Origin of the sequence: Paracidovorax avenae ATCC 19860, from assembly GCF_000176855.2 — a bacterium.
Taxonomy (GTDB): Bacteria; Pseudomonadota; Gammaproteobacteria; order Burkholderiales; family Burkholderiaceae_C; genus Paracidovorax; species Paracidovorax avenae.
In genome coordinates this window covers 5,245,511-5,269,283 of the sequence record NC_015138.1, presented here as the reverse complement: position 1 = coordinate 5,269,283, position 23,773 = coordinate 5,245,511, and the positions used below count along the sequence as shown (strand labels likewise).

Here is a 23,773-nt window from a genome sequence, read left to right as displayed (position 1 = left end):
TGTAATTTCCAGCCGCGCAAGCCTGCAGGCGGCCGGAACAACGGGCCCTTGCCCCAGTTATGGAAGCTGCCGGGGGCTCTGTCGGCGCAGGACGCGGCGGCCGAACCATTGCGCGAAGTCGTCCACGTAGGTGAACACGGCCGGCACGACCAGCAGGCTGAGCACGGTGGAGGTGAGCAGGCCGCCGATCACGGCCACCGCCATCGGCGAGCGGAAGCTCATGTCCGCGCCGCCCCAGGCCATGGCGATCGGCAGCATGCCCGCGCCCATGGCGAGCGTGGTCATGATGATGGGCCGGGCCCGCTTGTGGCAGGCGTCCAGCAGGGCGTCCCAGCGGCCCATGCCCTGGTCGCGCCGCGCGACGATGGCGTACTCCACCAGCAGGATGGAGTTCTTCGTGGCGATGCCCATGAGCATGATGAGCCCGATGAGCGACGGCATCGAGAAACTCTTGCCGGCGATCAGCAGGCCCACGAAGGCGCCGCCCAGGGACAGCGGCAGCGCCATGAGGATGGTGACCGGCTGCAGGAAGTCCTTGAAGAGCAGCACCAGCACGAGGTAGATGCAGACCACTCCGGTGAGCATGGCCAGGCCGAAGCTGGCGAACAGCTCGCCCATCATCTCGGCGTCGCCCACGTCGATCAGGCGCACGCTGGCCGGCTTCTGGCGCACGGAGGGCAGTTGCCGCACGGCCTCGGTGACCTCGCCCAGGCCCTGGGTGCCCAGTTCGATCTCGAAGTTGACGTTGCGGGCGCGGTCGTAGCGATTGATGACGGCGGGGCCGCTGCCGACCTCGAGCCGGGCGACCTCGCCCAGGCGCACCGGCCCGCGCGATCCCGGCACCGCCAGGCGCTCCAGCACCGACAGGTCTTCGCGGGCCGCGTCGTCCAGGCGCACGACGATGGGCACCTGACGCTGGGGCAGGTTGAGCTTGGGCAGGTTCTGGTCGTAATCGCCCACTGTGGCCACCCGCAGCGTCTCCGCGATGGCGCTGCTGGTGACGCCCAGGTCCGCGGCGCGGGCGAAGTCCGGGCGCACCACGATCTCCGGCCGCACGAGGCTGGCGCTGGAGCCGATGTTGCCGATGCCGGGGATGGTGCGCAAATCGCGCTCCACCGCGCGTGCGGTATCGGCCAGCGCCTGCGGATCCTCGCTCGCGAGGGCGAGCACGTACTTGTCGTTGGAGCCACCCAGGCCGATCTTCACGCGCACGCCGGGCAGGTCCGCCATGGCCGCGCGCAGGTCCTGCTCGATGGCCTGCTTGAGCGGGCGCTCGCCCCGGGCCACGAAGCGCAGCGTGAGGGTGGCCTTGCGCGGGTCTCCCGCGCTCGATCCGCCCGCCATGGGGTCGGCGCCCGCGGAGCCGCCGCCGATGGCGGTGTAGATGCTGCGCACGTGGCCCACCTTCATCGCGCGCTCCGTGGCCTGGGCCACCGCGGCGCGGGTTTCGGCGATGCGGGTGCCGGGCGGCAGCTCCAGGTTCACCTGGGTCTGGGCGTTGTCGTCCGGTGGAATGAAGCCCGACGGTAGCAGCGGGATGAGTGCGATCGAACCCGCGAAGAACAGCAGTGCGCCGAGCAGCGTCAGCACGCGGTGGCGCAGTGCCCAGGCGGAGGCGCGCATGTAGGCGGAGAGCCAGCGGGGCTCCTTTTCCTCGCCGGAGAGGGGCTTGAGGATGTAGGCCGCCATCATCGGCGTGAGCAGCCGGGCCACGACCAGCGAGGCGAACACTGCGAGCGCCGCGGTCCAGCCGAACTGCTTGAAGAAGCGCCCGGGAATGCCGCTCATGAAGGCCGTGGGCAGGAACACCGCGATCAGGGTGAAGGTGGTGGCGATCACCGCCAGGCCGATCTCGTCGGCCGCCTCCATGGCGGCCTGGTAGGGCGTCTTGTCCATGCGCAGGTGGCGCACGATGTTCTCGACCTCGACGATGGCGTCGTCCACGAGGATGCCCACCACGAGCGAGAGGGCCAGCAGCGTGATGATGTTGATCGAGAAACCGAGCAGGTACATGCCGATGAAGGCCGGCAGCACGGACAGCGGCAGCGCCACCGCCGAGACGATCGTGGCGCGCCAGTTGCGCAGGAAGAGCCACACGACGATGACGGCCAGGATGGCGCCCTCGTACAGCAGGCGCATGGAACTGTCGTATTCGCCACTGGCGATTTCCACGAAGTCCACCGTGCGGGTGAGGTGCAGGTCCGGGTGTTCCGCCACCAGCTGGTCCAGGGCGCGCTGCACGCCCGCGCCCACTTCCACCTCGCTGGCGCCGCGGCTGCGCGAGACCTCGAAGCCGATCACCGGCTTGCCGTCCAGCAGCGCGGCGGTGCGCGGCTCGGCCACCGTGTCGGTGACGGTGGCGATGCGGTCCAGGCGCACGTGCCCGCCGGCAGACAGCGGAATGTCGAGCGCGGCGATCTCCTGGGCCGTGCGGACGGTGGCGATGGTGCGCACGGGCTGCTCGGCGCCGCCGAGGTCGGTGCGCCCGCCCGCGCTTTCGGTCTGCACCAGGCGCAGTTGGCGCGAGACGTCGGCCGCGGTGGCACCCAGCGACTGCAGGCGCAGCGGGTCGATGGCCACGCGCACCTCGCGCTGCACCCCACCCACGCGGCTGACAGCGCCCACGCCGGGCACGGCCAGCAGGCGGCGCGTGAGCGTGTCGTCCACGAACCAGGACAGCGCCTGGTCGTCCATGCGGTCGGACGCGATGGCGAAGGCGAGGATGGGCTGCGAGGAGAGTTCGAGCTTGGTGACGATGGGGTCGCGCAGGTCGGCAGGCATGTCCGCGCGCACGCGGGAGACGGCCGAGCGCACGTCGTCCACGGCTTCCTGCACGGGCTTTTCCAGCCGGTATTCGGCCGCGATCGTGGCCGTTCCGTCCACCAGGGTGGTGGTGATGTGCTTGAGGCCCTGCGTGGTGGCGATGGCGTTCTCGATCTTGCGCGCCACGTCGGTCTCGAGTTGCCCCGGCGCGGCGCCGGGCAGGGCGGCGGTGACCATCACGACCGGCAGGTCCATGTCCGGGAAGTTCTGCACCTTCATCGCGCGGAAGGACAGCAGGCCCGCGAAGGTGAGCAGCACGAACAGCATCGCGGCCGGGATGGGGTTGCGGATGGACCAGGCGGAAAGGTTCATGGCTGCGGGCCCTCGGGGCTCTGGCGGAAATGCGGATGCGGCATGGGCGGGGTCGGCTCTTGTTGCTTCTCTGCTCTATCGTGCGGCGCTGGCACTCTTCGCGGCCGGGGCGGCGGCTGGCGCGGCTGCGCCGGATGCCTCGACGCGCACGGTATCGCCATCGTTGAGGAATGCGCCGCCGCGTTCCACGAGGGTGGCGCGTTCCTGCAGTCCCGAAAGGATCTCCACGCGGTCGCCGTTGCGCTGGCCGGTCTTCACCTGGCGCATCGCCACGCGGCCGCCGTCGCCGACCTCGAACACGGCACTGAAACCGTCGCGCACGACCACCGCCGATTGCGGGATGGTGAGCGTCTCGCGCTGCGCGAGCAGGAAATCGCCGCGCGCGAACATGCCGGCGCGGATGTCGGGGTGGGCGGGCAGATCGACATAGACGAGGGCGTTGCGCGTCTGCGGGTCCACCGTGGGTGCCACCACGCGCACGGTGCCTTCCACTTCGGCGCCGCTCGCGGCGGTGATGCGGGCGCGGATGCCCGGCCGCACGCGCGGCAGCTCGCTGGAGGTGACCTCGGCGCGCCATTCGAGCCGGCCCTTGCGCACCATGCGGAACAGCTCGGTGCCTGCGCCCACCACTGCGCCCACGGTGGCGGTGCGCGCGGAGATGACGCCGCTGTCGGGCGCCAGCACCTGCGCGTGCTTCAGGCGCAGCTGCTGCGCGGACAGTGCCGCCTGGGCGGCTTCCACGCGCGCTGCGGCGGTCTCGCTCGCGGTGGTGTATTGCTGGATCTGCTGCTGGCTCAGGGCGCCGGAGGCCTGCAGCGTGCGGGCGCGCTCGGCGTTGGCGGCGGCCTCGGCGGCGCTCGCGCGGGCTTCCAGCAGGCTGGCGCGGCTCTGGGCCAGCTCGGCCTGCACCGTGTCTGCGGAGAAGACGGCGAGGACCTGCCCTGCGCGCACCGTGTCACCGACGTTGACGCGCACTTCGGTCAGCCGCAGGCCGTTGCTTTCGGTGCCGATGCTCGCCTCCTGCCAGGCGGCGACGTTGCCGTTGGCCGGCAACCGGGCAGCGAGGGACTCGCGGCGCGGCGTGGTGGTGGTCACGGTGAGTGCGGGGCGGGGCGCCGGCGCGGCGGCATCCTTGCCCTTGGCGGCTTCGGCGTGGGAGGCGCCGGGCGTGGCCAGCACGAGTGCGCCGCCGGCGACGGCGGCGAGGCAGGCGGCCGACAAGGCCAGGAGCAGGGAAGGGCGTGAACGCAGGCGCAGCATGGAAAGGGTCCGGGAGTTGCGGTCGTTGAAACGGTTCGGGGCAGGGCGCTGGAGGCGCTGGTCGGTGTAGGGCCGGGTGCCGCCGCGCACTAGCGGGCCGCCACCGGTGTGGCAGGCGGTTCCCAGCCGCCTCCAGCGGCGCGGTAGAGGCCGATCCACGCCGCCATGCGCTCCTGCCGCAGAGTGATGAGCGCGGTTTCGGAGTTGAGCGCGGTGCGGCGCGTCTCCTCCAGTTCCAGCAGGCTCGCGAGGCCGCCGCGCCAGCGCGCTTCGGTGGCGACGAAAGAGGCCCGGTAGCCTTGCGCGGCGCGCTCGGCGTCGGCGCTGCGTGCGGCCGTGCTCGCGAGCCGCACGAGGGCCTGTTCCACCTCGCTCACCGCGCGGCGCACGTTGGCGCGGTAGAGTTGCGCGGCTTCTTCGTAGCGGGCCTCGGCGGCATCGACCTGGGCGGCACGCCGCCCTGCATCGAAGAGGGGCAGGCTGATGCCCACGGGGCCGATCGACCAGGTGTTGGTGGCGACGCTGGTACCGCCCGTGCTGCCCCATGCCCGGCCGATCGACCCGGCCAGCGTGAGGCGCGGGAAACGCTGGGCGCGCGCGTTGCCGACATCGGCACTGGCCGCGGCCACCTCGCGCTCGGCGGCATACACGTCGGGCCGCTGGGCCAGGACGCGGGCCGGCAGGGCATCGATGGCGAAGAGCGCGTCCGGGAGGGCCTGCGGCGCCGGGGACGCGGCCGCCCGGGCGCGCAGCTCCGCTTCCGGCATGCCGGTGAGCGCCACCAGTCCCTTCAGGTCGATGTTGCAGGCCATGCGCTGCTGCTCGGCGCGCACGCGGCCTTCGGCGCCGCTGGCCTGCGCGAGCGCCAGCGTGGCGGGCGCGGTGAAGCCCGCGCGCTCACTGGCTTCGGTCAGGCGCGCGCTCTCCGTGCGGGAGCGGGCATCGGACTGCGCCACCTCGGTCAGCCGCAGGCACTGGCGCCATGCATCGTATTGCGTGGCCACCTCGGCCGCGACCGAGACGCGGGCCTCGTGCCATTGGGCCTGCGCGCCCGCGAAACGCTGGCGGGCGGCCTCCTCGGCCGCAGCATTGCCCCCGAAAAGATCCACTTCCCAGCCCGCCTGCACGGTACCCTGGACGGTCGTGGCGAGGCCGGCGGCCTGCTGGCTGGTGCCCCGGCTGGCATTGCCCTGGGCATCGAGCGTCGGCAGCAGCGCGGCGCGTGCAGCCACCTGGGTGGCACGTGCCTGCTCCACACGGGAGCGTGCCTGGGCGATGTCCGGGGACACATCCTGCGCCCGGCCGATCAGCTCGGTGAGCAGCGGGTCGCCCAGGCGGTCCCACCAGCGGGCAAGGTCTTCGACGCGGCCCTGGTGCGGCAGCGGGGCCTGCCAGCCGGCAGGCATGGCCGCTTCGGCGCGCGGCGTGGGCGATGTCACCGCGCAGCCGGACAGGGCCAGCAGTGCGGCGGCGCAGAGAAGGCGGCGTGGGCCAGGAAGGAGGGTCAGCGTCATGGTTTCGGCGTCTTGCGGCGGGCCGGTGCAGGAGGGGCGGAGGCCCTGGCAGGTGCCCGGGCCGGGGCGGGCGTGGCATGCCGCCAGGTTTTCTCGGCCGCGATCATGGCCAGCGCATAGTCCACCATGCGGTCGGCCCAGAGCTCCACGGCCTCGGCCGTGGCCAGCAGTTCGGGCTTGATGGCCTCGATGTCGTCGCGATGGCCCCACAACTGGAACGCCATGCTGGAGAGGGTCAGTGCCAGCCGGTGGATGGCGAGATCCGCCGTGGCGACCCCCAGGTGGCGGCGCAGCAGGCGCACGAGCGCGTCATGGGGCTGGCGCACGTCCTTGTCCAGCGCGCGTTCCCACTGGCCCGTGGGCTCGAGCATTTCCCGGATGTGCAGTCGCACGCTCTGGCGGGCCAGTTCGCCATGGCTGAGGGGGGCGAGCGCTGCGTGGAAGTAGCGCCGCAGCGCCTCTTCCATCGTGATGCCGGGCTGGGTGAAGGCGGAGCGCAGCGACTCGTGGTCCCACGTGGGTTCGGTGAAGACGGCGCTGTAGAGCGATGCCTTGTCGCCGAAGTAGTAGCTGACGGCCGCCACGTTGGCCTGCGCAGCCGCGGCAATGGCCCGGACCGAGGTCTTGGTGTAGCCCTGCTCGGAAAACAGACGCAGGGCGGCGGACAGCAGGCGCGCCCGCGGGGAAGCCGGCTCCTCTCCCGTCGGGGCTGGAGACGATGCCGGAGGCGGGACCTCGGCAGAACGTGGACGTCGTGCGGGCATGGCCGCGGATTACACCACATTCAATCAAACGTTTGTTTGAATGGATTGGGTGCTCCGACCGGCGTCCCGCCGTAGTCCCGCCATATCGGCTGGACGGTGGGTGCCGTTCAGGCGGGAGCGCGGGCCTCGATGAAGTCGCGGCAGCGTTCGGCGCTTTCCGGGCCGAAGACTGCCGTCCAGCCTGCCGGAACCACCAGGAAGTGCGGCCACAGGGACGCCTGGCCTGCGGCGTTGTGCAGCACGAGAAAGAGGCCGTTGCTGTCGTCAAGGGGATGGGTCATGGGAAAGCTCCGTTGCAGTTTTTCTTCATGGCTACGCAAGGGCCGGCTGCAGCCGGCTGCGTTCCGCCGGCCGGGGCAGGTTCTCCAGGGCCTGGGCGATGCTTGCCAGCGCGTCGTATCCCGCAAAGGCATCCCGCAACGCCTGGGCGCGTTGCCGGTAGGAGGCATTGCCGAGCAACTGGTGGATCGCGTCCGCGATCGCGCGGCTACCGGGCTGCCCGGTCTTCAGGTTGATGCCTGCTCCCGTCCACGCGATGCGGGCCGCGATTTCCGGCTTCTCCTCCGTGCTTCCGGCCACCACCATGGGGATGCCGAGGCTGAGGGCATGGTTGACCGAGCCATAGCCGCCGTTGGTCACCAGCGCGTGCACCTTCGGCAACAGGCGGTCATAAGGCACGAAGTCGAGGACGCGGGCATTCGCGGGAACTGCTGCCGCGACCCCGGGCGGCACGGGCCCGCCCGTGGTGGCGATCACGTGCAGGTGCGGCATGTCGGCCAGCGCCTTGAGCGTGGGGACGATCAGGTGGTTCGGGTCCTCGTTGGCCAGCGTGCCCTGCGTGACCAGCACCACGCTGCGGCCATCGTCCAGCGTATGCCACCACGGCGGCGGCTCGAAGCCCTGCGAGGGCGGCGCGAGCAGCGGTCCCACGAAGCGGACCGTTTCGGGCAGGTCGCTGCGCGGGTACTCGAACGCCTCGGCCGTGAGCTGCAGGTAGAGGTCCGGCAGCGTGAACATGGCATCGGCGAAGAACCCTGGAAGCGGCGGACACCCCAGTTGCGCGAGCACGCCGTCGAAATGGCGCTGCACATCGTCGAACGTCGTTCGCCGGACCATGGCCTGGAGCGCCTGGTATTGCAGTCGCTGCTGGGCGGTGGCGGGCGGCGGCAGCGCCGAGCCGAACATGGCCGTGTCGGCGCTGGAGAGCGCCAGCGCGCTGATGCCCAGCCCGACCACGGGCGGCCTTGCGCTGCGCGGCCCCAGCAGCAACGGCATGGTGCCGCAGAACATCGTGTCCGTGACGATGGCATCGGCGTCGAAGCCGCCGTCCAGTATGCGCCGCAGGCCTTCGTACTGCAGCGCGATGGCGTCGGCGAAGAAGTGCTTGAGGCCGTAGGCGAGCCGGGGTGGGCCAGGCGGCAGCCGTTGCAGTTGCGGATGCTGCTGGCCGAATTCGCGAAAGTCTTGGCCGATGCCGGGCAGCAGCGGAACGAAGCTGGCGCCGGTACCTTCGGCCTGGGTGCGGAAGATGCCGCCGGTGTGGATCCGCACTTCGTGGCCGAGCTGGACGAGGTGCCGTGCCACTGCCAGGACGGGCATCACATGTCCGGGCAGGGCGGTGGCGGCGAGCAGATAGCGTGCCATGGATCAGTTTCTCCTGCGATGGGTCAGCCGAGGGCCACGGCGGGTTGCGCGCCGGCGGCATCGGCAGCGTCGCCGATGCCGAGGTGCTCGAAGTAGCGCCGCAGCAACTCACGGTCCGCCGAGCGGATCGGTGCCCCCGCGGCTTGCAGCCGTTCCTGAGTGGCAGCGGCGCAGACGATGGCCGGCACGGAGTTGTGGAGGTCGTAGCCGTCCAGGATCGTGAGGAGTGCCGCCAGGTCGAGGTCCTGCGTGATGGCCAGGCGCTGTTGCGCATGGCGCATCCAGTCGGCGAAATCCGTGGACTGCAGCGGCCTGCCGATCTGCTGGAACACGACGCTCATGTCGTTGACGTGCAGCGGATCGGATCCGAGCAGATGGAAGACTTCGCCCCACGAGTCCTGCCGGAGCGAGAGCCGCACGATCGCCTGCGCCACCTCGTCCACGGGCGTCAGGCTGATGGAAAGATCCAGATGGGGCGACATCCCCAGCTCCGCATACAGCCGGGCCAGGCGCCAGAACATGTCGGTGTCGTTGCAGATGGCCCGTGCCTTGTCTCCCGTGACCGCGCCCAGGCGGTAGATCGCCACGGGCAGGCCCCGTGCCTGCGCGGCCCGGGCCAGGTGGTCGGCCACCCACTTGCTCTTCGCGTAGCCGTTTCCCAGTCCGTCGGGTGTGGACAGGGCGGCCCGCTCGGTCACCACGGGCGTTTCGGGGTTCATGCCGATCACGGCCAGCGTGGAGACGTAGTGCAGTACTTTCGGCCGGCCCTGGGCCGTCCATTCCAGCAGGGTGACCACGCTGTCCACGTTGGACGGCTTCAGGGTCTCGTAGGGATGGAGGTAGTCCACCTGTGCGGCGCAGTGGTAGATGGCATCGCATTCGGCCACGCGCCGGATGGCGTCTTCGGTCATGCCGAGCCGCTCCGCGGCGAGATCGCCGGTGGCGATCTCGACGCGGGAGGCATCCCACGCCCCGCCGAGGCGGCGCTCTGCCAGCGCGTGCTGCAGGCGTTGCAGTCCCGCGCGCTCGTCGGGTGCGCGCACATGGCAGATGATGGTGGCGGACGTTTCGCGCAGCAGCGTGGCCAGCAGGTAGCTGCCGACGAAGCCGCTCGCGCCGGTCAGGAAGACCCGCTGGGGGCTGGCCGGTGGCGCGGGCAGGTCCGGCTTGCGGATGTGCCCGGGCAGCGCGATCTGGGCCCTCAGGTCGGTGGCGGGGCGCATGCCCCCGTTGGTGTCGAACCAGACCGCGAGCTCTGCGATGGTGTGCCGGTTGTAGAGTTCGGCCGGCGGAAAATCCGGGTGCATGTGTTCGCGGATCTTCATTCCGAGCTGCATGGCCATGAGCGAATGCCCGCCAAGGTCGAAGAAGCTGTCATGGATGCCCACCTTCTCCACGTGCAGCGCGCTGGCCCACAGCCCTGCGAGCTTCTTCTCGATCGCGGAGCGCGGAGCGACATAGCCCGGGTCAGAAATGCAGGCGGTGGGAGCTGGAAGCGCCCGGCGATCGAGCTTGCCGCTCGGCCCCAGCGGCAGTTCCGCCAGGGTGACGAAGGCGGAAGGCACCATGTATTCGGGCACGCGCTGTGCCACATGGGCCCTAAGGGAGAAGTCGTCCAGCCGGTCCCCGGCAGCGGGCACGCAATACGCCACCAGCATCGTGCTTCCGCCGGAGTCCTCCCGCATCACGACGGCAGCCTGTTGCACGCCGGGATGGCGCATCAGCGCGGATTCGATTTCGCCCGGTTCGATGCGCAGGCCGCGTATCTTCACCTGGTGATCGGAGCGCCCGAGGAATTCGAGCGTGCCATCGTTGCGCCACCGCGCGAGGTCACCGGTGCGGTACATGCGGCTGCCCGCCGGCCCGTGAGGATCCGCGATGAAGCGCTCCGCAGTGAGCGCAGGACGGTTCAGGTAGCCCAGCGCCAGGCCGTCGCCTGCGATATACAGCTCGCCCGTGGCACCCACCGGCAAGGGTTGCAGGCCCGGGTCCAGCACGTACATGCGGGTATTCCAGATGGGGCGCCCGATCGGGATGCGTGCCAGGCCGGCACATGCCTCGGGCGTGCATGCCCAGGCGGTGACGTCGACCGCCGCCTCGGTGGGGCCGTAGAGGTTGTGCAGTGCGCACCACCCCAGCATGCCGTGGAACCGCGCCGCCAGCGAAGCAGGCAGGGCCTCGCCGCTGCAGACCACCCGGCGCAGCGTGTGGCACGCAGCCGCCGCAGGCTCCTGCAGGAACAACTCGAGCATCGAGGGTACGAAGTGGGTGGTGGTGACGCTTTCCCGCGCGATGAGGTCCGCCAGGTAGGAAGGATCGCGGTGCCCGCCGGGCCGTGCGATCACGAGCGTGGCACCTGCGATCAGCGGCCAGAAGAACTCCCACACCGAGACATCGAAGCTCGAAGGCGTCTTCTGCAGCACGCGGTCTCCGGACTCCAGCCCGTACTCCGCCTGCATCCAGCGCAGCCGGTTGACGATGGCGGAGTGGGGCACCACGACGCCCTTGGGCCTGCCGGTGGACCCCGACGTGTAGATGACGTAGGCCGGTTGCGAGGGGTGCAGCGCTGCGGCCGCGGGGGCGCCGGCAGGCGCATTCTGCTGGACGCCGGCCTGTGGTTCCGCGGCATCGACGAGAAAGCGCGGAATGCCGCCATCGAACCGCCCGGAGAGCTCCTGCGTGGTCATGAGGCACACGGGCTGTGCGTCGTCCAGCATGAAGGCGAGGCGGTCGGCGGGAAAGTCCGGGTCGATCGGCAGGTACGCCGCCCCGCTTCTCAGGACCGCGACCAGGGCTGCCACCAGCTCCAGCGACCGTGGAATCGCCAACGCGACGAGGCGGTCCGGGCCGGCACCCATGGCCGCCAGGCGGCGGGCCCATTCCCTGGCCTGGCGGTCGAGCTCGCCACGGGTCATGGAGCGGCCTTCGAAGCGCAGCGCGACCGCGCCGGGGTCGCGCGACAGGCCGGCGTCCAGCAATTCGGCCAGGTGGGCCCCGGGCTCCGTACGGACCGTTCCGCCGCACCTGGACAGGAAGGCCAGGCGTTCATCCTCGGTGATGACCTCCACGCACCCGATGGCCTGCGCGGGAAGATCGGTAAGGGTGTCGAGCACGCCGAGCAGCCGGGCCTGGTGCGCTGCCAGTTCGGGGACGGTGTAGAGATCGGCATGGGCGTCGAAGTCGATCCGCAGGTCCTGGCCATTCCCGTGCTCATACATGAAGATGCCGAGATCCTGGGGGGATCCGTTGGTGAGGTTGCGGGTCTCGATGGAGCAGTCCCCGAAGCGCAGTGCGTAGTCGAAGGGCTCCACGTTGACCATGGTGGTGAAGAGGGGGTGGTCCTTCGCCTGCAGTTCCAGGTCCGTGCGCAGCTGCTCGGAGCGGTAGGCCTGGTGGCGCAGGATCTTGCGCATCTGCTGGCTGACCTCACGCAGCAGGGCCGTGAAGGGCAGCTCGGGCCGCATGGACAGGCGCAGGGGCACTGCGTTGGCGACCATGCCGGGCACGCGCCGCATGCGGTCGTTGTAGCGCGCCGTCACCGGAACGCCGATCACCAGGTCGGACACGCCCGTCATGCGGTAGAGATAGGTGGCCGTCGCGGCGATGAGGATCTGCGGCAGGGTGGAGCCGTGCAGCGCGGCCGTATCGCGCAGTGCGGCGACGCGCGCCGCCGGCCAGTGCGCCGTTTGCCGCAGCAGGCTGCCGATGTTGTTGCTGCGCCGTTCCGCGAGGGTCAGCGGCTCGGGGCGGTCGCGCATCCGCTCCATCCAGTATTCGCGGTCTTTCAGGGCGCGCGCGGAGTCGCGGTAGGCCTGGTCCTCCTCGATCAGGACGGACAGTGGTTTCAGCTCCGAATCGGCCGGCGCAGCCGTGCCGTTCACCAGCGCCGTGTACAGGTCTGCCGCCCGGCGCGCGACGATGACGGCGGCGAAGCCGTCGTTGGCGTAGTGGTGCCCGCGCTGGTACCAGATGTGGTGGTCCTGAGCGATGCGGAGCACTGCGCTGTACCACATGGGTTCCCGCTCGACATCCGTGCGGCGGGCAGAATTTTCGACCATCCATTGTTCCGCCGATGCCCGGGGATCGCCTTCGCCACTGAAATCGAGCAGGGAGATGCTGCCCGAGAACTCGGGCTCCAGCCACTGCCGGGGGCCCTGGGGCGTGTCTTCGACACGCAGCCGGAGGGACTCTGTCTCCGCGCACAGGGTGCGCAAGGCCTGCAGAAACAGCTGGGGATCGAACTTCCCCCGAATCTCGATGGCCTCCGCGATATTGAAGTGGGCATCGGGCGGCGCGAAACGTGTAAGGAGCCACATGCCCATCTGGGCTGCGGTCAGTGGAAGGTAATGGACAGGGGAATGACTGGCGCGCATGGCGGCTCCGTTCGGCTCGTTGACAACGATGGAATGGGAGACGGACCAGGAGATCGCCACGGGCGCGGGCCCGCGGAGTGGTTCGTTGGCACAGCCGCGCTCGACGCGCTGAGGGTGCAACCCCAGGCGCCGAATGACCGTGTACAGGCAGGATGCCCTCCCTCTTGACTTCGGCCCCTCGAGAGGCTCTTCAAAGCGATGAGTCCGCGTCTCCAGCGGTCATCGGCACGCTGTTGTGTAAGTTCTTGTTGCTAGCGCGTATCGTTGCCAAAAAGCTCCCCCGCATCAATGTCCCGCCATTTATGGCTGGGATAAGGGAAGTCCCCTACTTTGCTTCGGGAAGGAGGCGAGACGCCGCGGGGAATGGCGGCGGCTTTGCGCCGCCGCGGGGCATCACGTAGCCGTCGTGCCGCCGAACACCGCCCGCCACAGCGCCATCACCGCCTCGCGCTCGGCATGCAGCGTGGAGGGCGCCACGCGCGTGGGCTCTTCGTTGAGCCGCGCGCGGTGCTGCACCTGGCGCAGTGTCCGGTAGGCCGACGCGGCGGCCGCACCGACGCCCGCGGGCAGCAGGCCGGCGGCCTCCGCGCGCTGCAGCAGCGCGATGTTGCCGACGTTGTCGCACAGGCCCGGGTGCTCGCCCGCGTGCGCGAGCACGAGGTACTGCACGGCGAATTCCGCATCCACCATGCCGCCCACGCCGTGCTTCACGTCGAACTGCCCTGGGGGCACCGGATGCGCGGCACGCACGCGCTCGCGCATGGCGACGATCTCCGCGTGCAGGCCGGCGGCATCGCGCGGGGCCGTGATGACGGCCGTGCGCACGGCGTCGAAGCGGTCGCGCAGCGCGTCGCTGCCGAGCACGAAGCGCGCGCGCGTCATGGCCTGGTGTTCCCAGGTCCAGGCGGTATTGCTGCCGCGGCGCTGCTGGTAGTTGGCATAGGCCTCGAAACTCGTGACCAGCAGGCCCGAGCTGCCGTTGGGCCGCAGGGCGGTGTCGATCTCGTAGAGGTCGCCTTCGCCGGTCTTCACCGTGAGCCAGTTGATGAGCTTGCGCGCGAAGGCGGCATAGATCTCGGGTGCGCGGTCATCGTCGTCGTCGAACACGAAGACGATGTCCAGGTCGCTGCCGTAGCCCAGTTCCTTTCCGCCGAGCTTGCCGTAGCCGATGATGCCGAACTGCGGCACGTCGCGGTGCCGGTTGCGCAGCCGGTCCCAGCACCACGCGGCGGTCACGCGCAGCACGCAGTCGGCCAGGGCCGACAGGTCGTCGGCCACCTGTTCGACGGTGATGCGCCGCTCCACGTCGCGCGCGAGGGTGCGGAAGGTCTCCGCATGCTGGGCGCGGCGCAGCAGATTGAGCAATGCCTCGTCGTCGTCCTCGCCGGTGGAGCGCAGCGACCCGATGCGCAGTTCCATCTCGTGCTCGAAGTCCGCCGGGACGAAGCGCTCGGACAGCAGCGCGTCCCCGGCCAGTTCGTCGATCACGCCGGGATGCTGGAGCATGTAGCGGGCGGGCCACTGGGCGGCGCCCAGGAGGTGCATCAGATGCTCATGCACCGACGGGCGCTCCAGCAGCAGCGCGAGGTAGCTCTCCCGGCGCAGCAGCGGCTCCAGCCAGGCGACGAGCCGCACCGCGGCGTCCTCGTTCACACGGCCTTCCGCCAGCCAGCGCGCCGTGCGCTGCACCAGCCGCAGCAGCCGGGCGCGGGCTTCATCGCGCAGCGCGGCCACGCGTGGATGGTCGCGCCATTCGGCCACGCGTTCGCGCACTTTCGGGGGAAGTTGTTCCAGCAGCGTGTCGAGTTCGGGCACCGGCGCCGATTGCGCGCGCGGGCCGCCGCAGCCGCCTCCACTGCACTGGCGCTTGCCGGGGCCACCCAGCAGCGTGTCGAACTCCTGCGCCACCAGTTCGCGGTGCGCGTCGAGCTGGTGCAGGAAGGCGCAGCAACCAAGCCCCAGCGTGCTGGCGATCCAGGCGAGGTCGTCGTCGCGCGTGGGCAGCACATGGGTCTGCTGGTCGTCCAGGTACTGGATGCGGTGCTCCACGCGGCGCAGGAAGGTATAGGCCTCGGCCAGCGCATCGGCCGTCTCCTGCGGCATGAGCCCGGCGCGCGCGAGGCGCTGCAGGGCTTCCAGCGTGGGGCGGCAGCGCAGTTCCGGGAACTGTCCGCCGCGCACCACCTGCAGCAACTGAACGGTGAATTCGATCTCGCGGATGCCTCCGCGCGAGAGCTTGACGTCGTTGGCCCGCTCGGGGTGGCCCGCGCTGCGCTTCGCGGCATGGTCGCGGATCTGCCGGTGCAGCGAGCGCAGCGAGTCGAACACGCTGTAGTCGAGGTAACGGCGGAAGACGAAGGGCAGCACCACGGCACGCAGCCCCTGCACGGCCGGATGGCCCAGGCCGTCGCGCGGCGCGACGATGCGGCTCTTGAGCCAGGCGAAACGCTCCCATTCGCGGCCTTGCACCTGCAGGTATTCCTCCAGGGCGGCAAGCGAGACGGCGGGCGGGCCGGAGTTGCCGTTGGGGCGCAGGGCCAGGTCCATGCGGAACACGAAGCCGTGCTCGGTGGTCTCGCCCACGAGGGCATGGATGGCCTTCACGGCCCGCCCGAAATATTCCTGGTGGGAGAGGCGGCCGCGGCCGCCGTCCACCCCGGCGGTCTCGCCTTCGTGCTCATAGACGTAGATCACGTCGATGTCGCTGGACACGTTCAGTTCGCGCGCACCCAGCTTGCCCATGCCGACGATCCAGAGCGCCACCGGCCCGCCATCCGGGCCCTGCGGCGGGCCATGGCGGGCGTCCAGCTCCTGGCGGGCGTGGCGCAGGGCTTCGTCCAGCGCGAGTTCCGCAAGTTCGGTCGTGGCCCGGGTGACGTCGGACAGCGGCGCGCCTTCCTCGCAATCCAGCCGGATCAACCGCTCCATGACCAGCTGCCGCAGCACGCGCAGGGCGGCGCCCGTGTCGTGCCCGCGCGCACGCAGGGCCTGCAGGGCCTCGGCCATGGTCTGGCGGGTGGGGGCTCCCGGCGGCAGCAGCGCGGTTTCGCCGGCATAGCGGCGCTGCAGCCGCTGGTGGAATCGGGAATGGGCGGCCCCGGCGGCATGCTCCGCGCAGGCGCGGCCGGGTTCAGCGAACGGCGTGGACATATGGCAAGGAAGAGGCACTGAAACTGTACATACCGACACCCTTTGGGGCTGAACCCGCACAGCGGGCGCGGGTCATAATTCCTGCCACATCCAAGCCCACCATGATTGAGACGACACCGCACCCCTCCCGCCTGCTCCGATGCATGGCGGGCCTTGCGCGGTGGTCACTGGGACTGCTGATCGCCTTCTGGCTGCTGGTCGCCGTGGCCTGGGGGGTGCTCCACGGCTGGATTGTGCCGCGAATCGGGGAGTGGCGCCCCGCACTGGAAGCCCAGGCCACGAAAGCCTTGGGGGTACCCGTGCGCATCGGGGCCCTGTCGGCGCGCTCGGAAGGACTGGTGCCGGCCATCGAACTGACCGACGTGGCCCTGCTCGACCCGCAGGGCCGCGAAGCCCTGCGCCTGCCGCGGGTGGTGGCGGCTCTCTCGCCGCGCTCTGCGCTGCGCCTGGGATTCGAGCAGCTGTACATCGAGCGGCCCGAGCTGGACGTGCGCCGTGAAGCCGACGGCCAACTGGTGGTGGGCGGCATCCGGTTGCATGGCGGGGCGGGCTCCGGCGACGGCGGCTCGGCTGCCGACTGGGTGTTCTCGCAGGGCGAGGTGGCGCTGCGCGGCGGCACGGTGCGCTGGACGGACGCGATGCGTGGTGCGCCTCCGCTGGAGCTTTCGGATGTGGACATCGTGCTGCGCAACCGGGGCTGGCGGCATGCCATGCGACTGGACGCCACGCCGCCTCCGGCCTGGGGCGACCGGTTCACGCTGATGGGCCGCTTCCGGCAGCCGCTGCTCACCACCCATGGCGGTGCCTGGAGGCAATGGAGCGGACAGTTGTTCGCGCAGTTCGGCCGGGTGGACGTCTCCCGCCTGCGCCAGCATGCGGACATCGAAGGCATCGACGTGGCGCAGGGGCGGGGTGCCCTGCGTGCCTGGCTGGACGTGCGGCGGGGCGAGGTGGCCGGCGGCACGGCGGACGTGGCGCTGGCCGACGTGGAGGCCACGCTGGGACAGGGCCTGGAACCCCTGGCGCTGGCTTCGGTCGCGGGCCGCGTAGGTGGGCGCTGGCTGGAAGGCGGCTTCGAGGCGTCCACCGAAGGGCTGCAGTTCCTGACCCGCGACGGCCTGCGCTGGCCTGGCGGGAATGTGTCCATCCGGCAGGCCGGCAGGGACCCGCGTGCACCCGAGCGCGAGCAGGGCGAGTTGCGCGCCGACCGGCTCGACCTGGCGGCGCTGGCCCAGGTCGCCAGCCGCCTGCCGCTGGGCGACGCGCTGCATGGGGCGCTCGACCGGTTCGGTCCGCGGGGCGTCGTGGAGGAGATCCAGGCGAGCTGGCGCGGTCCCCTGGATGCTCCCCGGCAATACCAGGCCCGGGGCCGGGTCGCGGGCCTGGCGCTGGCCGATGGCGCTGCGGTGAAGACCTCGGGCACGCCAGGCGTGCGGGGTGCCGCGGTGGATTTCGAGCTCACCCAGGCGGGCGGCAAGGCGTCCGTCGCGATCGAGGACGGCGCCCTGGTGCTGCCGGAGGTCTTCGAAGACCCCGCCGTGCCGCTCGAGCGGCTGTCCGCCAGCGTGCGCTGGCAGGTGGAGGGTGAGCGCATCGCACTGCAGATACCGGACCTCCAGTTCTCCAACGCCGACGCCCAGGGCGAGGCCCGCGTGGCCTGGACCACAGGTGACCCGAAGCGGTCCTCCAGCCGCTCCCGCTTCCCGGGCGTGCTGGACCTGAGCGGCGAGTTGCGCCGCGCCGACGGCACGCGCGTGCACCGCTACCTGCCGCTGACCATCCCCGCGGAAACCCGGCACTACGTGCGCGATGCGGTGACGGCCGGCACGGCGTCCAGCGTGCAGTTCCGCGTCAAGGGCGACCTGCACGACATCCCGTTCAACCATCCCGGACAGGGGGAATTCCACATCGCCGCCAAGCTCCGGGACGTGACCTATGCCTATGTGCCGCCGGGCCTGCAGCATGCGGGCGATCCGGTCTGGCCGGCGCTCACGCAACTGGCGGGCGAACTGGTGTTCGACCGCTCCAGCATGGCGGTGCGCGGGGCGACAGGCAGCTTCGCGGGCACGCCGCGGCTGCGCGTGGACCGGGTGGAGGCGCGAATTCCCGACCTCGCCCACAGCGTGGTGGGCGTGCAGGCCCAGGCACAGGGCCCGCTGGCCGACATGCTGGCCTTCATGGCGGCATCACCGCTCTCGCGCCTCACATCGCATGCCCTGGACCAGGCGACGGGCACCGGCAACGCCGGCCTGCAGTTGTCCCTGAGCCTGCCGATCAGCCACATCGACCAGTCGAAAGTGCAGGGCAGCCTGGCGTTCGCGGGCAACGATGTGCGCATCACACCGGACGTGCCCGTCATCACCCGCACCCGGGGCGCGGTGCAGTTCAGCGACACCGGTTTCACCCTGGCGAACGTGCAGGGGCGGACGCTGGGTGGCGACCTGCGGCTGGAGGGCGGCATGCGGTCCGTTGCATCCGGGACGAGTGCGCTGGAGTCCTCGGTGCAGGTGCGGGGCCAGGGCGTGGCCACGGCCGAGGGCCTGCGCGAGGCCGTGCAGTGGCCCGGGCTGCCCGAGCTGGCCCGCCATGCCACGGGCAGCGCCGCGTATGCGCTGACCCTGGGCGTACGCCGCGGCCTGCCGGAGGTGCTGGTGACGACCAATCTGCAGGGCATGGCGCTGGACCTGCCTGCACCCCTGGGCAAGGCCGCCGATGCCGTCCGCCCGGTGCGGTACGAATCGCAACTCGCCCGGGAGTCGGCCGCGCCCCCCTCGGATGCCGGCGCCGAGCCCCCGGTTCGCGAGCAGATGACGGTGGACATCAGCGGCATCGGTTCCGCGAGCTATGTGCTGGACCATTCCGGTCCGGTGCCCCGCGTGCTGCGCGGTGCCATCGGCATCGGCCTCGCGCCCGGCGAGTCTGCGGTCATGCCGGAGCGGGGGGTATCGGCCAACGTGCATACCGACCTCCTGGACCTGGACGCCTGGCAGAACGTGCTGGGCCGGCAGGCGGCAGGAGCCGCTCCGGCGTCCGCGCCGGATGCGGGCGCTTCCACCGCTGGTGCTGCCTCGGGCGCCAGCGCGCGCATGCCCGAAGGTGGCGCGCAGGAGTTCCTGCCGACGGTGCTGGCCGCGCGCGCAAAAACACTGGTCCTGCAGGGGCGCACGCTGCACGATGTCGTCGCAGGAGGTTCCCGCGAGGGCACCACCTGGCGGGCCAACCTGGATGCCCGCGAACTCAGCGGCTATGTGGAATACCGCCCGGACGGCGAGGGCGACGAGTCCGGCGGCCGCGTGTTCGCCCGCCTGTCCCGGCTCTCCGTGCCCCAGAGCGAGGCCCAGCAGGTCGAGGAGTCGCTGCTGGACAGCCGCACCGAAAGCACCACGATGCCCGCGCTGGACATCATCGTGCAGGACTTCGAACTGCGCGGCCGCAGGCTCGGGCGCATCGAGGTGGAGGCACAGAACCGCAGCGGCGCAGGCACTCCGAGGGAATGGCGCCTGTCCAAGCTCAACCTCACGGTGCCGGAGGCCACGTTCACTTCCAGCGGCAACTGGGTGCTGCTGGGCGGCGGGGCCGCGGGAGCGCGCCGCCGCACCTCCATGGATTTCCGGCTCGACATCCGCGATTCCGGACAGTTGCTGGCCCGCTTCGGCATGGAGGGCGTGGTGCGCCGCGGCAAGGGCCGCATGGAGGGGCAGGTCGCCTGGATGGGGGCTCCCCTCGATCCCGACTACCGTTCCATGTCGGGACAGATCAACGTGAACGTGGAGTCGGGCCAGTTCCTCAAGGCCGACCCCGGCCTGGCCAAGCTGCTGGGGGTGCTGAGCCTGCAGTCGCTGCCGCGGCGCCTGACGCTCGACTTCCGCGACGTGTTCAGCGAAGGCTTCGCTTTCGACTTCGTGCGGGGCGACGTGCGCATCGAGCAGGGCGTGGCCACCACCAACAACCTGCAGATGAAGGGCGTGAACGCCGCGGTGCTCATGGAGGGCAGCGCCGACCTGGACCATGAAACCCAGAACCTCCATGTCGTGGTGGTGCCCGAGATCAACGCCATGACGGCATCGCTCGTGGCGACGGCCATCAACCCCGTGGTGGGGCTCGGAAGCTTCCTGGCGCAGGTGTTCCTGCGGGGACCGCTCATCCAGGCGGCGACGCAGGAGTTCCGCATCGACGGTACCTGGACCGACCCGCGCATCGCGCGCGTGCCGCGGCGCCGCACGGGGGCGGAGCCGCCTGCAACAGCGTCCCCCGAAGGGGCCGCGGCCCCTGCGCCAGCTTCCGCTGCTTCCCAGCACAAGGCGCCCGCATCCAGTGGCGCAGAGGAGAAAGAGCCATGATGAACGCCGCCGCACTGCAGATGGTTTCCGGCCTCCAGGTCCAGGACAACCTCCGGCAGGCCCGCCGCCTGCTGGAGGATGCCGCTACCCGCGGCGTCGAACTGGCGGCCCTGCCCGAATATTTCTGCGCCATGGGCGCCCGCGATACCGACAAGCTGGCATTGCGCGAAACCTTCGGCGAAGGGGTGATCCAGGATTTCCTCGCGCAGGCGGCGCGCGAGCTGCGGATGTGGATCGTCGGCGGCACGCTGCCCCTGCGCTGCGGCAGCGAGCACCACGTGCGCAACACCACCCTGGTGTTCTCGCCCGCGGGCGAGTGCGTGGCGCGCTACGACAAGATCCACCTGTTCCGGTTCGACAACGGGCGCGAGCGCTTCGACGAGGCCGCCGTCATCGAGGCCGGCGGCACGCCTGCGCGCTTCACCATGACCGCCCGCGACGGCTCTGCGTGGCGCGTGGGGCTGTCGGTGTGCTACGACCTGCGCTTTCCCGAGCTCTACCGCGACCACGCACGTGCCGGCGTGGACGTGCTGCTGGTGCCCAGCGCCTTCACCCACACGACGGGCCAGGCCCACTGGGAGGTGCTGCTGCGCGCCCGCGCGGTGGAGAACCTTGCCTACGTGGTCGCGCCGGCGCAGGGCGGCACGCACGAGAACGGCCGGCGTACCTGGGGCCACAGCATGGTGGTGGACCCGTGGGGGCAGGTGCTGGCGCAGCAGCCCGAAGGCCCTGCCGTGGTGGCGGCACCCCTCGACGAGGGCCGACTGAGGCAGGTACGCGCCCAGCTGCCTGCGCTGGACCACCGCGTCCTGTGAATACGCCGTGAGCACCGCCCCGACGCCGGAAGCCGGCACGGAAGCCGACGGGCCCGCTCCTCTGCAGCCCGCGGCGGGCGCGCTGGCGCGCTGGCCCTGGCGCCGGTGGCACATCGCATGGCGGCGCTGGTCGCTCTGGACCGCGCTCGTGCTGCTCGTGGCCGGTATGCTGGTCACGCAGGTGTGGCTGGCAGGGCGCTACGAAGCCTCCGAAGTGCAGAACCGCCTCGACCGCGACGCCGCCGATGCCGTGGCCGACATCCGCACGGGCTTCACCCACAACCTGCAGAACCTCCAGGCGCTGCAGGCGGGCGGCCCCGACAGCGCCAGCTGGGAGGCGCGTGCCGCCCAGCTCCTGGGCAGCCGCCGCGAACTGGTGCGGATCGAATGGCGGGACCCCGCCCTGCGCGTGCGGGCGCATGCCGAAACGCCCTACCGGCCCGTGCAGTGGGACGCGGAAACCCGCAGCGGCACGCACTCCAACACTGCCCTGGCCTGCGGCAATGCGCGGCGCGTGGGCGGGCCCTCGTATTCGGGCAGCTACTACCAGCCGCTGGGCGAGGGCCGGGGCGCGGAAATGATGGAGCTGTGCATCCCGTTGACGAACGAAGGGGTCAACACCGGCTACCTGGTCGCCACGTACTCGCTGCAGAACGTGCTGGTGGAGATGGTGGTGCCCGGGCTCAAGCGCGGCCAGGAGGTGTCGTTCACCGAGGCCGACGGCACCCGGCTCGCCATGGTGGGCGCCAACCGGCGCGGCACGCGCATGTTCAGCACGCAGCAGCTCTTCGACCTGCCCGGCACGGCCCTCGTGCTGCGCATGGACAGCTGGCACAGCGCGCCCAGCGTTTTTCCCAACGTGCTCACGGCGGTGGTCACGGCCATGTCCATCGCGCTGATCACCGTGCTCGTGGTGCTGGTGCGCGACAACCGCCGGCGCCTGCGTGCCGAGCGCGACCTGGGCGATGCGCTCGCCTTCCGCAAGGCCATGGAGGATTCGCTCGTCACCGGACTGCGTGCCCGCGACCTCCAGGGGCGCATCACCTACGTCAACCCCGCCTTCTGCGAAATGGTCGGATTCTCCGCGCAGGAGCTGCTGGGGCAGGCCGACCGGCTGCCCTACTGGCCGCCGGAGTTCGCCGACGAATACCTGCGCCGCCAGCGGGTCCGGCTGTCGGGGCAGCATCCTCCTCCGCGCGAGGGCTATGAATCCACGTTCATGCGCAAGGACGGCACTCGCTTTCCGGTACTGATCTTCGAGGCGCCGCTGATCAATGCACAGGGCCTGCATACGGGCTGGATGAGCGCCTTCCTGGACGTGAGCGAGCAGCGCCGCATCGAAGAGCTTTCGCGGGCCTCCCAGGAGCGCCTGCAGGCCACCGCGCGCCTGGCCACCGTGGGCGAGATGGCATCGCTGCTGAGCCATGAACTCAACCAGCCGCTCGCGGCCATCGCCAGCTACGCCTCCGGGTCGATCAACCTGCTGGAATCGGCGGAAGCCGCGCCAGGTGCCCACGGTCCGGCGTCGTTCCTGCCGGACGTGCGGGTGGGCCTGCAGCGCATCGCGCAGCAGGCCGAGCGCGCTGGACGGGTGATCAAGAGTGTGCATGACTTCGTGCGCCGCCGTGACCAGACCCGCGAGCCCGTCGCCGCGGAAGACCTGCTGGACGCCGTGCTGCCCCTGATCCGGCTGCAGGCGCACAAGCTGCGCGTGCAGATCCGCATCGGCGTGGAGCCGCAACTGCCCCGCGTGCTCTGCGACCGCACCATGGTCGAGCAGGTGCTGCTCAATCTCGCGCGCAATTCCATGCAGGCCATGGACGAGCCTGGCACGCCGCACCGCCTGCTGGAGCTGAGGGTGCGGCGCGCGGCCTCCAATGCGCAGAATGCGTGGCTGGAATTCCAGGTGATCGACGCCGGCCCGGGCATCCCGGACGACGTGGGCGCCAAGCTGTTCACGCCGTTCTTCACCACCCGCGCGGAAGGCATGGGGCTGGGGCTGAGCCTGTGCCGCACCGTGGTCGAGCAGCATGGCGGCTTCCTGGGCCACGCGCCGCATGCGCCGCGTGGTACGGTATTCACCTTCACCCTGCCGGCCTGTCCTTCCGCCGGCACCGAACCCGACACCGAACCCCGGAACGCCTGATGGAACCTGTCTCCAACGCCACCGTTTACATCGTGGACGACGACGCCGGCGTGCGCGAAGCGCTCGCCTGGCTGCTGAGGTCGCGCCGCGTGCCCAGCGAGTCCTTCGACAGTGCGGAGGCCTTCGAGGCCATGCTGGGCGACAGGCCCGTGCTGCGCCAGCCGTGCTGCCTGCTGCTGGACGTGCGCATGCCCGGCATGAGCGGGCTGGCGCTGTTCGACCGGCTGGCCGAGCGCGGGCTGATCGGTGCCCTGCCAGTGATCTTCCTCACCGGCCATGCCGATGTGCCCACGGCGGTGGCCACCGTGAAGCGCGGCGCTTTCGATTTCTGCGAGAAGCCCTTCTCGGACAACCTGCTGGTGGACCGCATCGAGCAGGCCCTGGCGCAATCCGCCCGGTACCTGGAGGAAGCGCACCAGCGCAACGACCTGCGGCACCGGCTCGCCGAACTCACGGAGCGGGAGAGCGACGTCATGCGCCTGGTGGTGGAAGGGCTGCCCAACAAGCTGATCGCGGACCAGCTGGACATCAGCGTGCGCACGGTGGAGGTCCACCGCGCGCGCGTTTTCGACAAGATGCAGGTCAAATCCGCCGTGGAGCTGGCGAACCTGCTGCGCTCGGCCGGTTGACCG

At 70.7% G+C, this 23,773-nt stretch carries 12 protein-coding genes; 4 read left to right on the top strand and 8 right to left on the bottom strand.

Annotation, left to right across the window (positions count from 1 at the left end):
* Positions 1–57: 57 nt before the first annotated feature.
* From ACAV_RS22850 to glnE, 8 genes are all read right to left on the bottom strand, one after another.
* A complete protein-coding gene (locus ACAV_RS22850) occupies positions 58–3,135 on the bottom strand; it encodes an efflux RND transporter permease subunit (RefSeq protein WP_013596943.1) in 3,078 nt (1,025 codons plus the stop codon).
* A gap of 75 nt (positions 3,136–3,210) precedes the next feature.
* Positions 3,211–4,395 (bottom strand): efflux RND transporter periplasmic adaptor subunit, encoded by a 1,185-nt coding sequence (locus ACAV_RS22845; RefSeq protein ID WP_041829444.1) that lies wholly within the window; start codon positions 4,393–4,395, stop codon positions 3,211–3,213.
* 89 nt (positions 4,396–4,484) lie between these two features.
* Positions 4,485–5,909, bottom strand: coding sequence for an efflux transporter outer membrane subunit (locus ACAV_RS22840; protein ID WP_013596941.1), 1,425 nt, complete (start codon positions 5,907–5,909; stop codon positions 4,485–4,487).
* The gene (locus tag ACAV_RS22835) at positions 5,906–6,673 is read right to left on the bottom strand and encodes a CerR family C-terminal domain-containing protein (RefSeq protein WP_013596940.1); all 768 of its coding nucleotides are present in this window, start codon (positions 6,671–6,673) and stop codon (positions 5,906–5,908) included. The genes ACAV_RS22840 and ACAV_RS22835 overlap by 4 nt, the downstream gene beginning before the upstream one ends.
* 107 nt (positions 6,674–6,780) lie before the next feature.
* Positions 6,781–6,954, bottom strand: coding sequence for an MbtH family protein (locus ACAV_RS22830; RefSeq protein WP_013596939.1), 174 nt, complete (start codon positions 6,952–6,954; stop codon positions 6,781–6,783).
* A gap of 31 nt (positions 6,955–6,985) precedes the next feature.
* Positions 6,986–8,317, bottom strand: coding sequence for a glycosyltransferase (locus ACAV_RS22825; protein ID WP_013596938.1), 1,332 nt, complete (start codon positions 8,315–8,317; stop codon positions 6,986–6,988).
* A gap of 23 nt (positions 8,318–8,340) precedes the next feature.
* Positions 8,341–12,690, bottom strand: a complete 4,350-nt coding sequence (locus tag ACAV_RS22820; protein WP_013596937.1) for a non-ribosomal peptide synthetase — start codon at positions 12,688–12,690, stop codon at positions 8,341–8,343.
* Between the two features lie 393 nt (positions 12,691–13,083).
* Positions 13,084–15,840 (bottom strand): bifunctional [glutamate--ammonia ligase]-adenylyl-L-tyrosine phosphorylase/[glutamate--ammonia-ligase] adenylyltransferase, encoded by a 2,757-nt coding sequence (glnE, locus tag ACAV_RS22815; RefSeq protein WP_013596936.1) that lies wholly within the window; start codon positions 15,838–15,840, stop codon positions 13,084–13,086.
* 101 nt (positions 15,841–15,941) lie between these two features.
* On the opposite strand from glnE, the gene ACAV_RS22810 reads away from it, so the two are divergent.
* The 4 genes from ACAV_RS22810 to ACAV_RS22795 all read left to right on the top strand — a co-directional run bounded on the left by ACAV_RS22810 (position 15,942) and on the right by ACAV_RS22795 (position 23,770).
* Positions 15,942–20,180 (top strand): YhdP family protein, encoded by a 4,239-nt coding sequence (locus tag ACAV_RS22810; RefSeq protein ID WP_041828853.1) that lies wholly within the window; start codon positions 15,942–15,944, stop codon positions 20,178–20,180.
* The gene (locus ACAV_RS22805) at positions 20,180–20,995 is read left to right on the top strand and encodes a carbon-nitrogen hydrolase family protein (protein WP_041828852.1); all 816 of its coding nucleotides are present in this window, start codon (positions 20,180–20,182) and stop codon (positions 20,993–20,995) included. The genes ACAV_RS22810 and ACAV_RS22805 overlap by 1 nt, the downstream gene beginning before the upstream one ends.
* 61 nt (positions 20,996–21,056) lie before the next feature.
* Positions 21,057–23,141 (top strand): ATP-binding protein, encoded by a 2,085-nt coding sequence (locus tag ACAV_RS22800; RefSeq protein WP_049791292.1) that lies wholly within the window; start codon positions 21,057–21,059, stop codon positions 23,139–23,141.
* A complete protein-coding gene (locus ACAV_RS22795; protein ID WP_013596932.1) occupies positions 23,141–23,770 on the top strand; it encodes a response regulator transcription factor in 630 nt (209 codons plus the stop codon). The genes ACAV_RS22800 and ACAV_RS22795 overlap by 1 nt, the downstream gene beginning before the upstream one ends.
* Positions 23,771–23,773: the final 3 nt, after the last annotated feature.

Bases quoted from the DNA above. Each gene is read 5' to 3' on its own strand.
- ACAV_RS22805 (WP_041828852.1), top strand. From the start codon at position 20,180: ATGAACGCCGCCGCACTGCAGATGGTTTCCGGCCTCCAGGTCCAGGAC.
- glnE (WP_013596936.1), bottom strand. From the start codon at position 15,840: ATGTCCACGCCGTTCGCTGAACCCGGCCGCGCCTGCGCGGAGCATGCC.
- ACAV_RS22830 (WP_013596939.1), bottom strand. From the start codon at position 6,954: ATGACCCATCCCCTTGACGACAGCAACGGCCTCTTTCTCGTGCTGCAC.
- ACAV_RS22850 (WP_013596943.1), bottom strand. From the start codon at position 3,135: ATGAACCTTTCCGCCTGGTCCATCCGCAACCCCATCCCGGCCGCGATG.
- ACAV_RS22845 (WP_041829444.1), bottom strand. From the start codon at position 4,395: ATGCTGCGCCTGCGTTCACGCCCTTCCCTGCTCCTGGCCTTGTCGGCC.
- ACAV_RS22820 (WP_013596937.1), bottom strand. From the start codon at position 12,690: ATGCGCGCCAGTCATTCCCCTGTCCATTACCTTCCACTGACCGCAGCC.
- ACAV_RS22825 (WP_013596938.1), bottom strand. From the start codon at position 8,317: ATGGCACGCTATCTGCTCGCCGCCACCGCCCTGCCCGGACATGTGATG.
- ACAV_RS22810 (WP_041828853.1), top strand. From the start codon at position 15,942: ATGATTGAGACGACACCGCACCCCTCCCGCCTGCTCCGATGCATGGCG.
- ACAV_RS22795 (WP_013596932.1), top strand. From the start codon at position 23,141: ATGGAACCTGTCTCCAACGCCACCGTTTACATCGTGGACGACGACGCC.
- ACAV_RS22840 (WP_013596941.1), bottom strand. From the start codon at position 5,909: ATGACGCTGACCCTCCTTCCTGGCCCACGCCGCCTTCTCTGCGCCGCC.
- ACAV_RS22835 (WP_013596940.1), bottom strand. From the start codon at position 6,673: ATGCCCGCACGACGTCCACGTTCTGCCGAGGTCCCGCCTCCGGCATCG.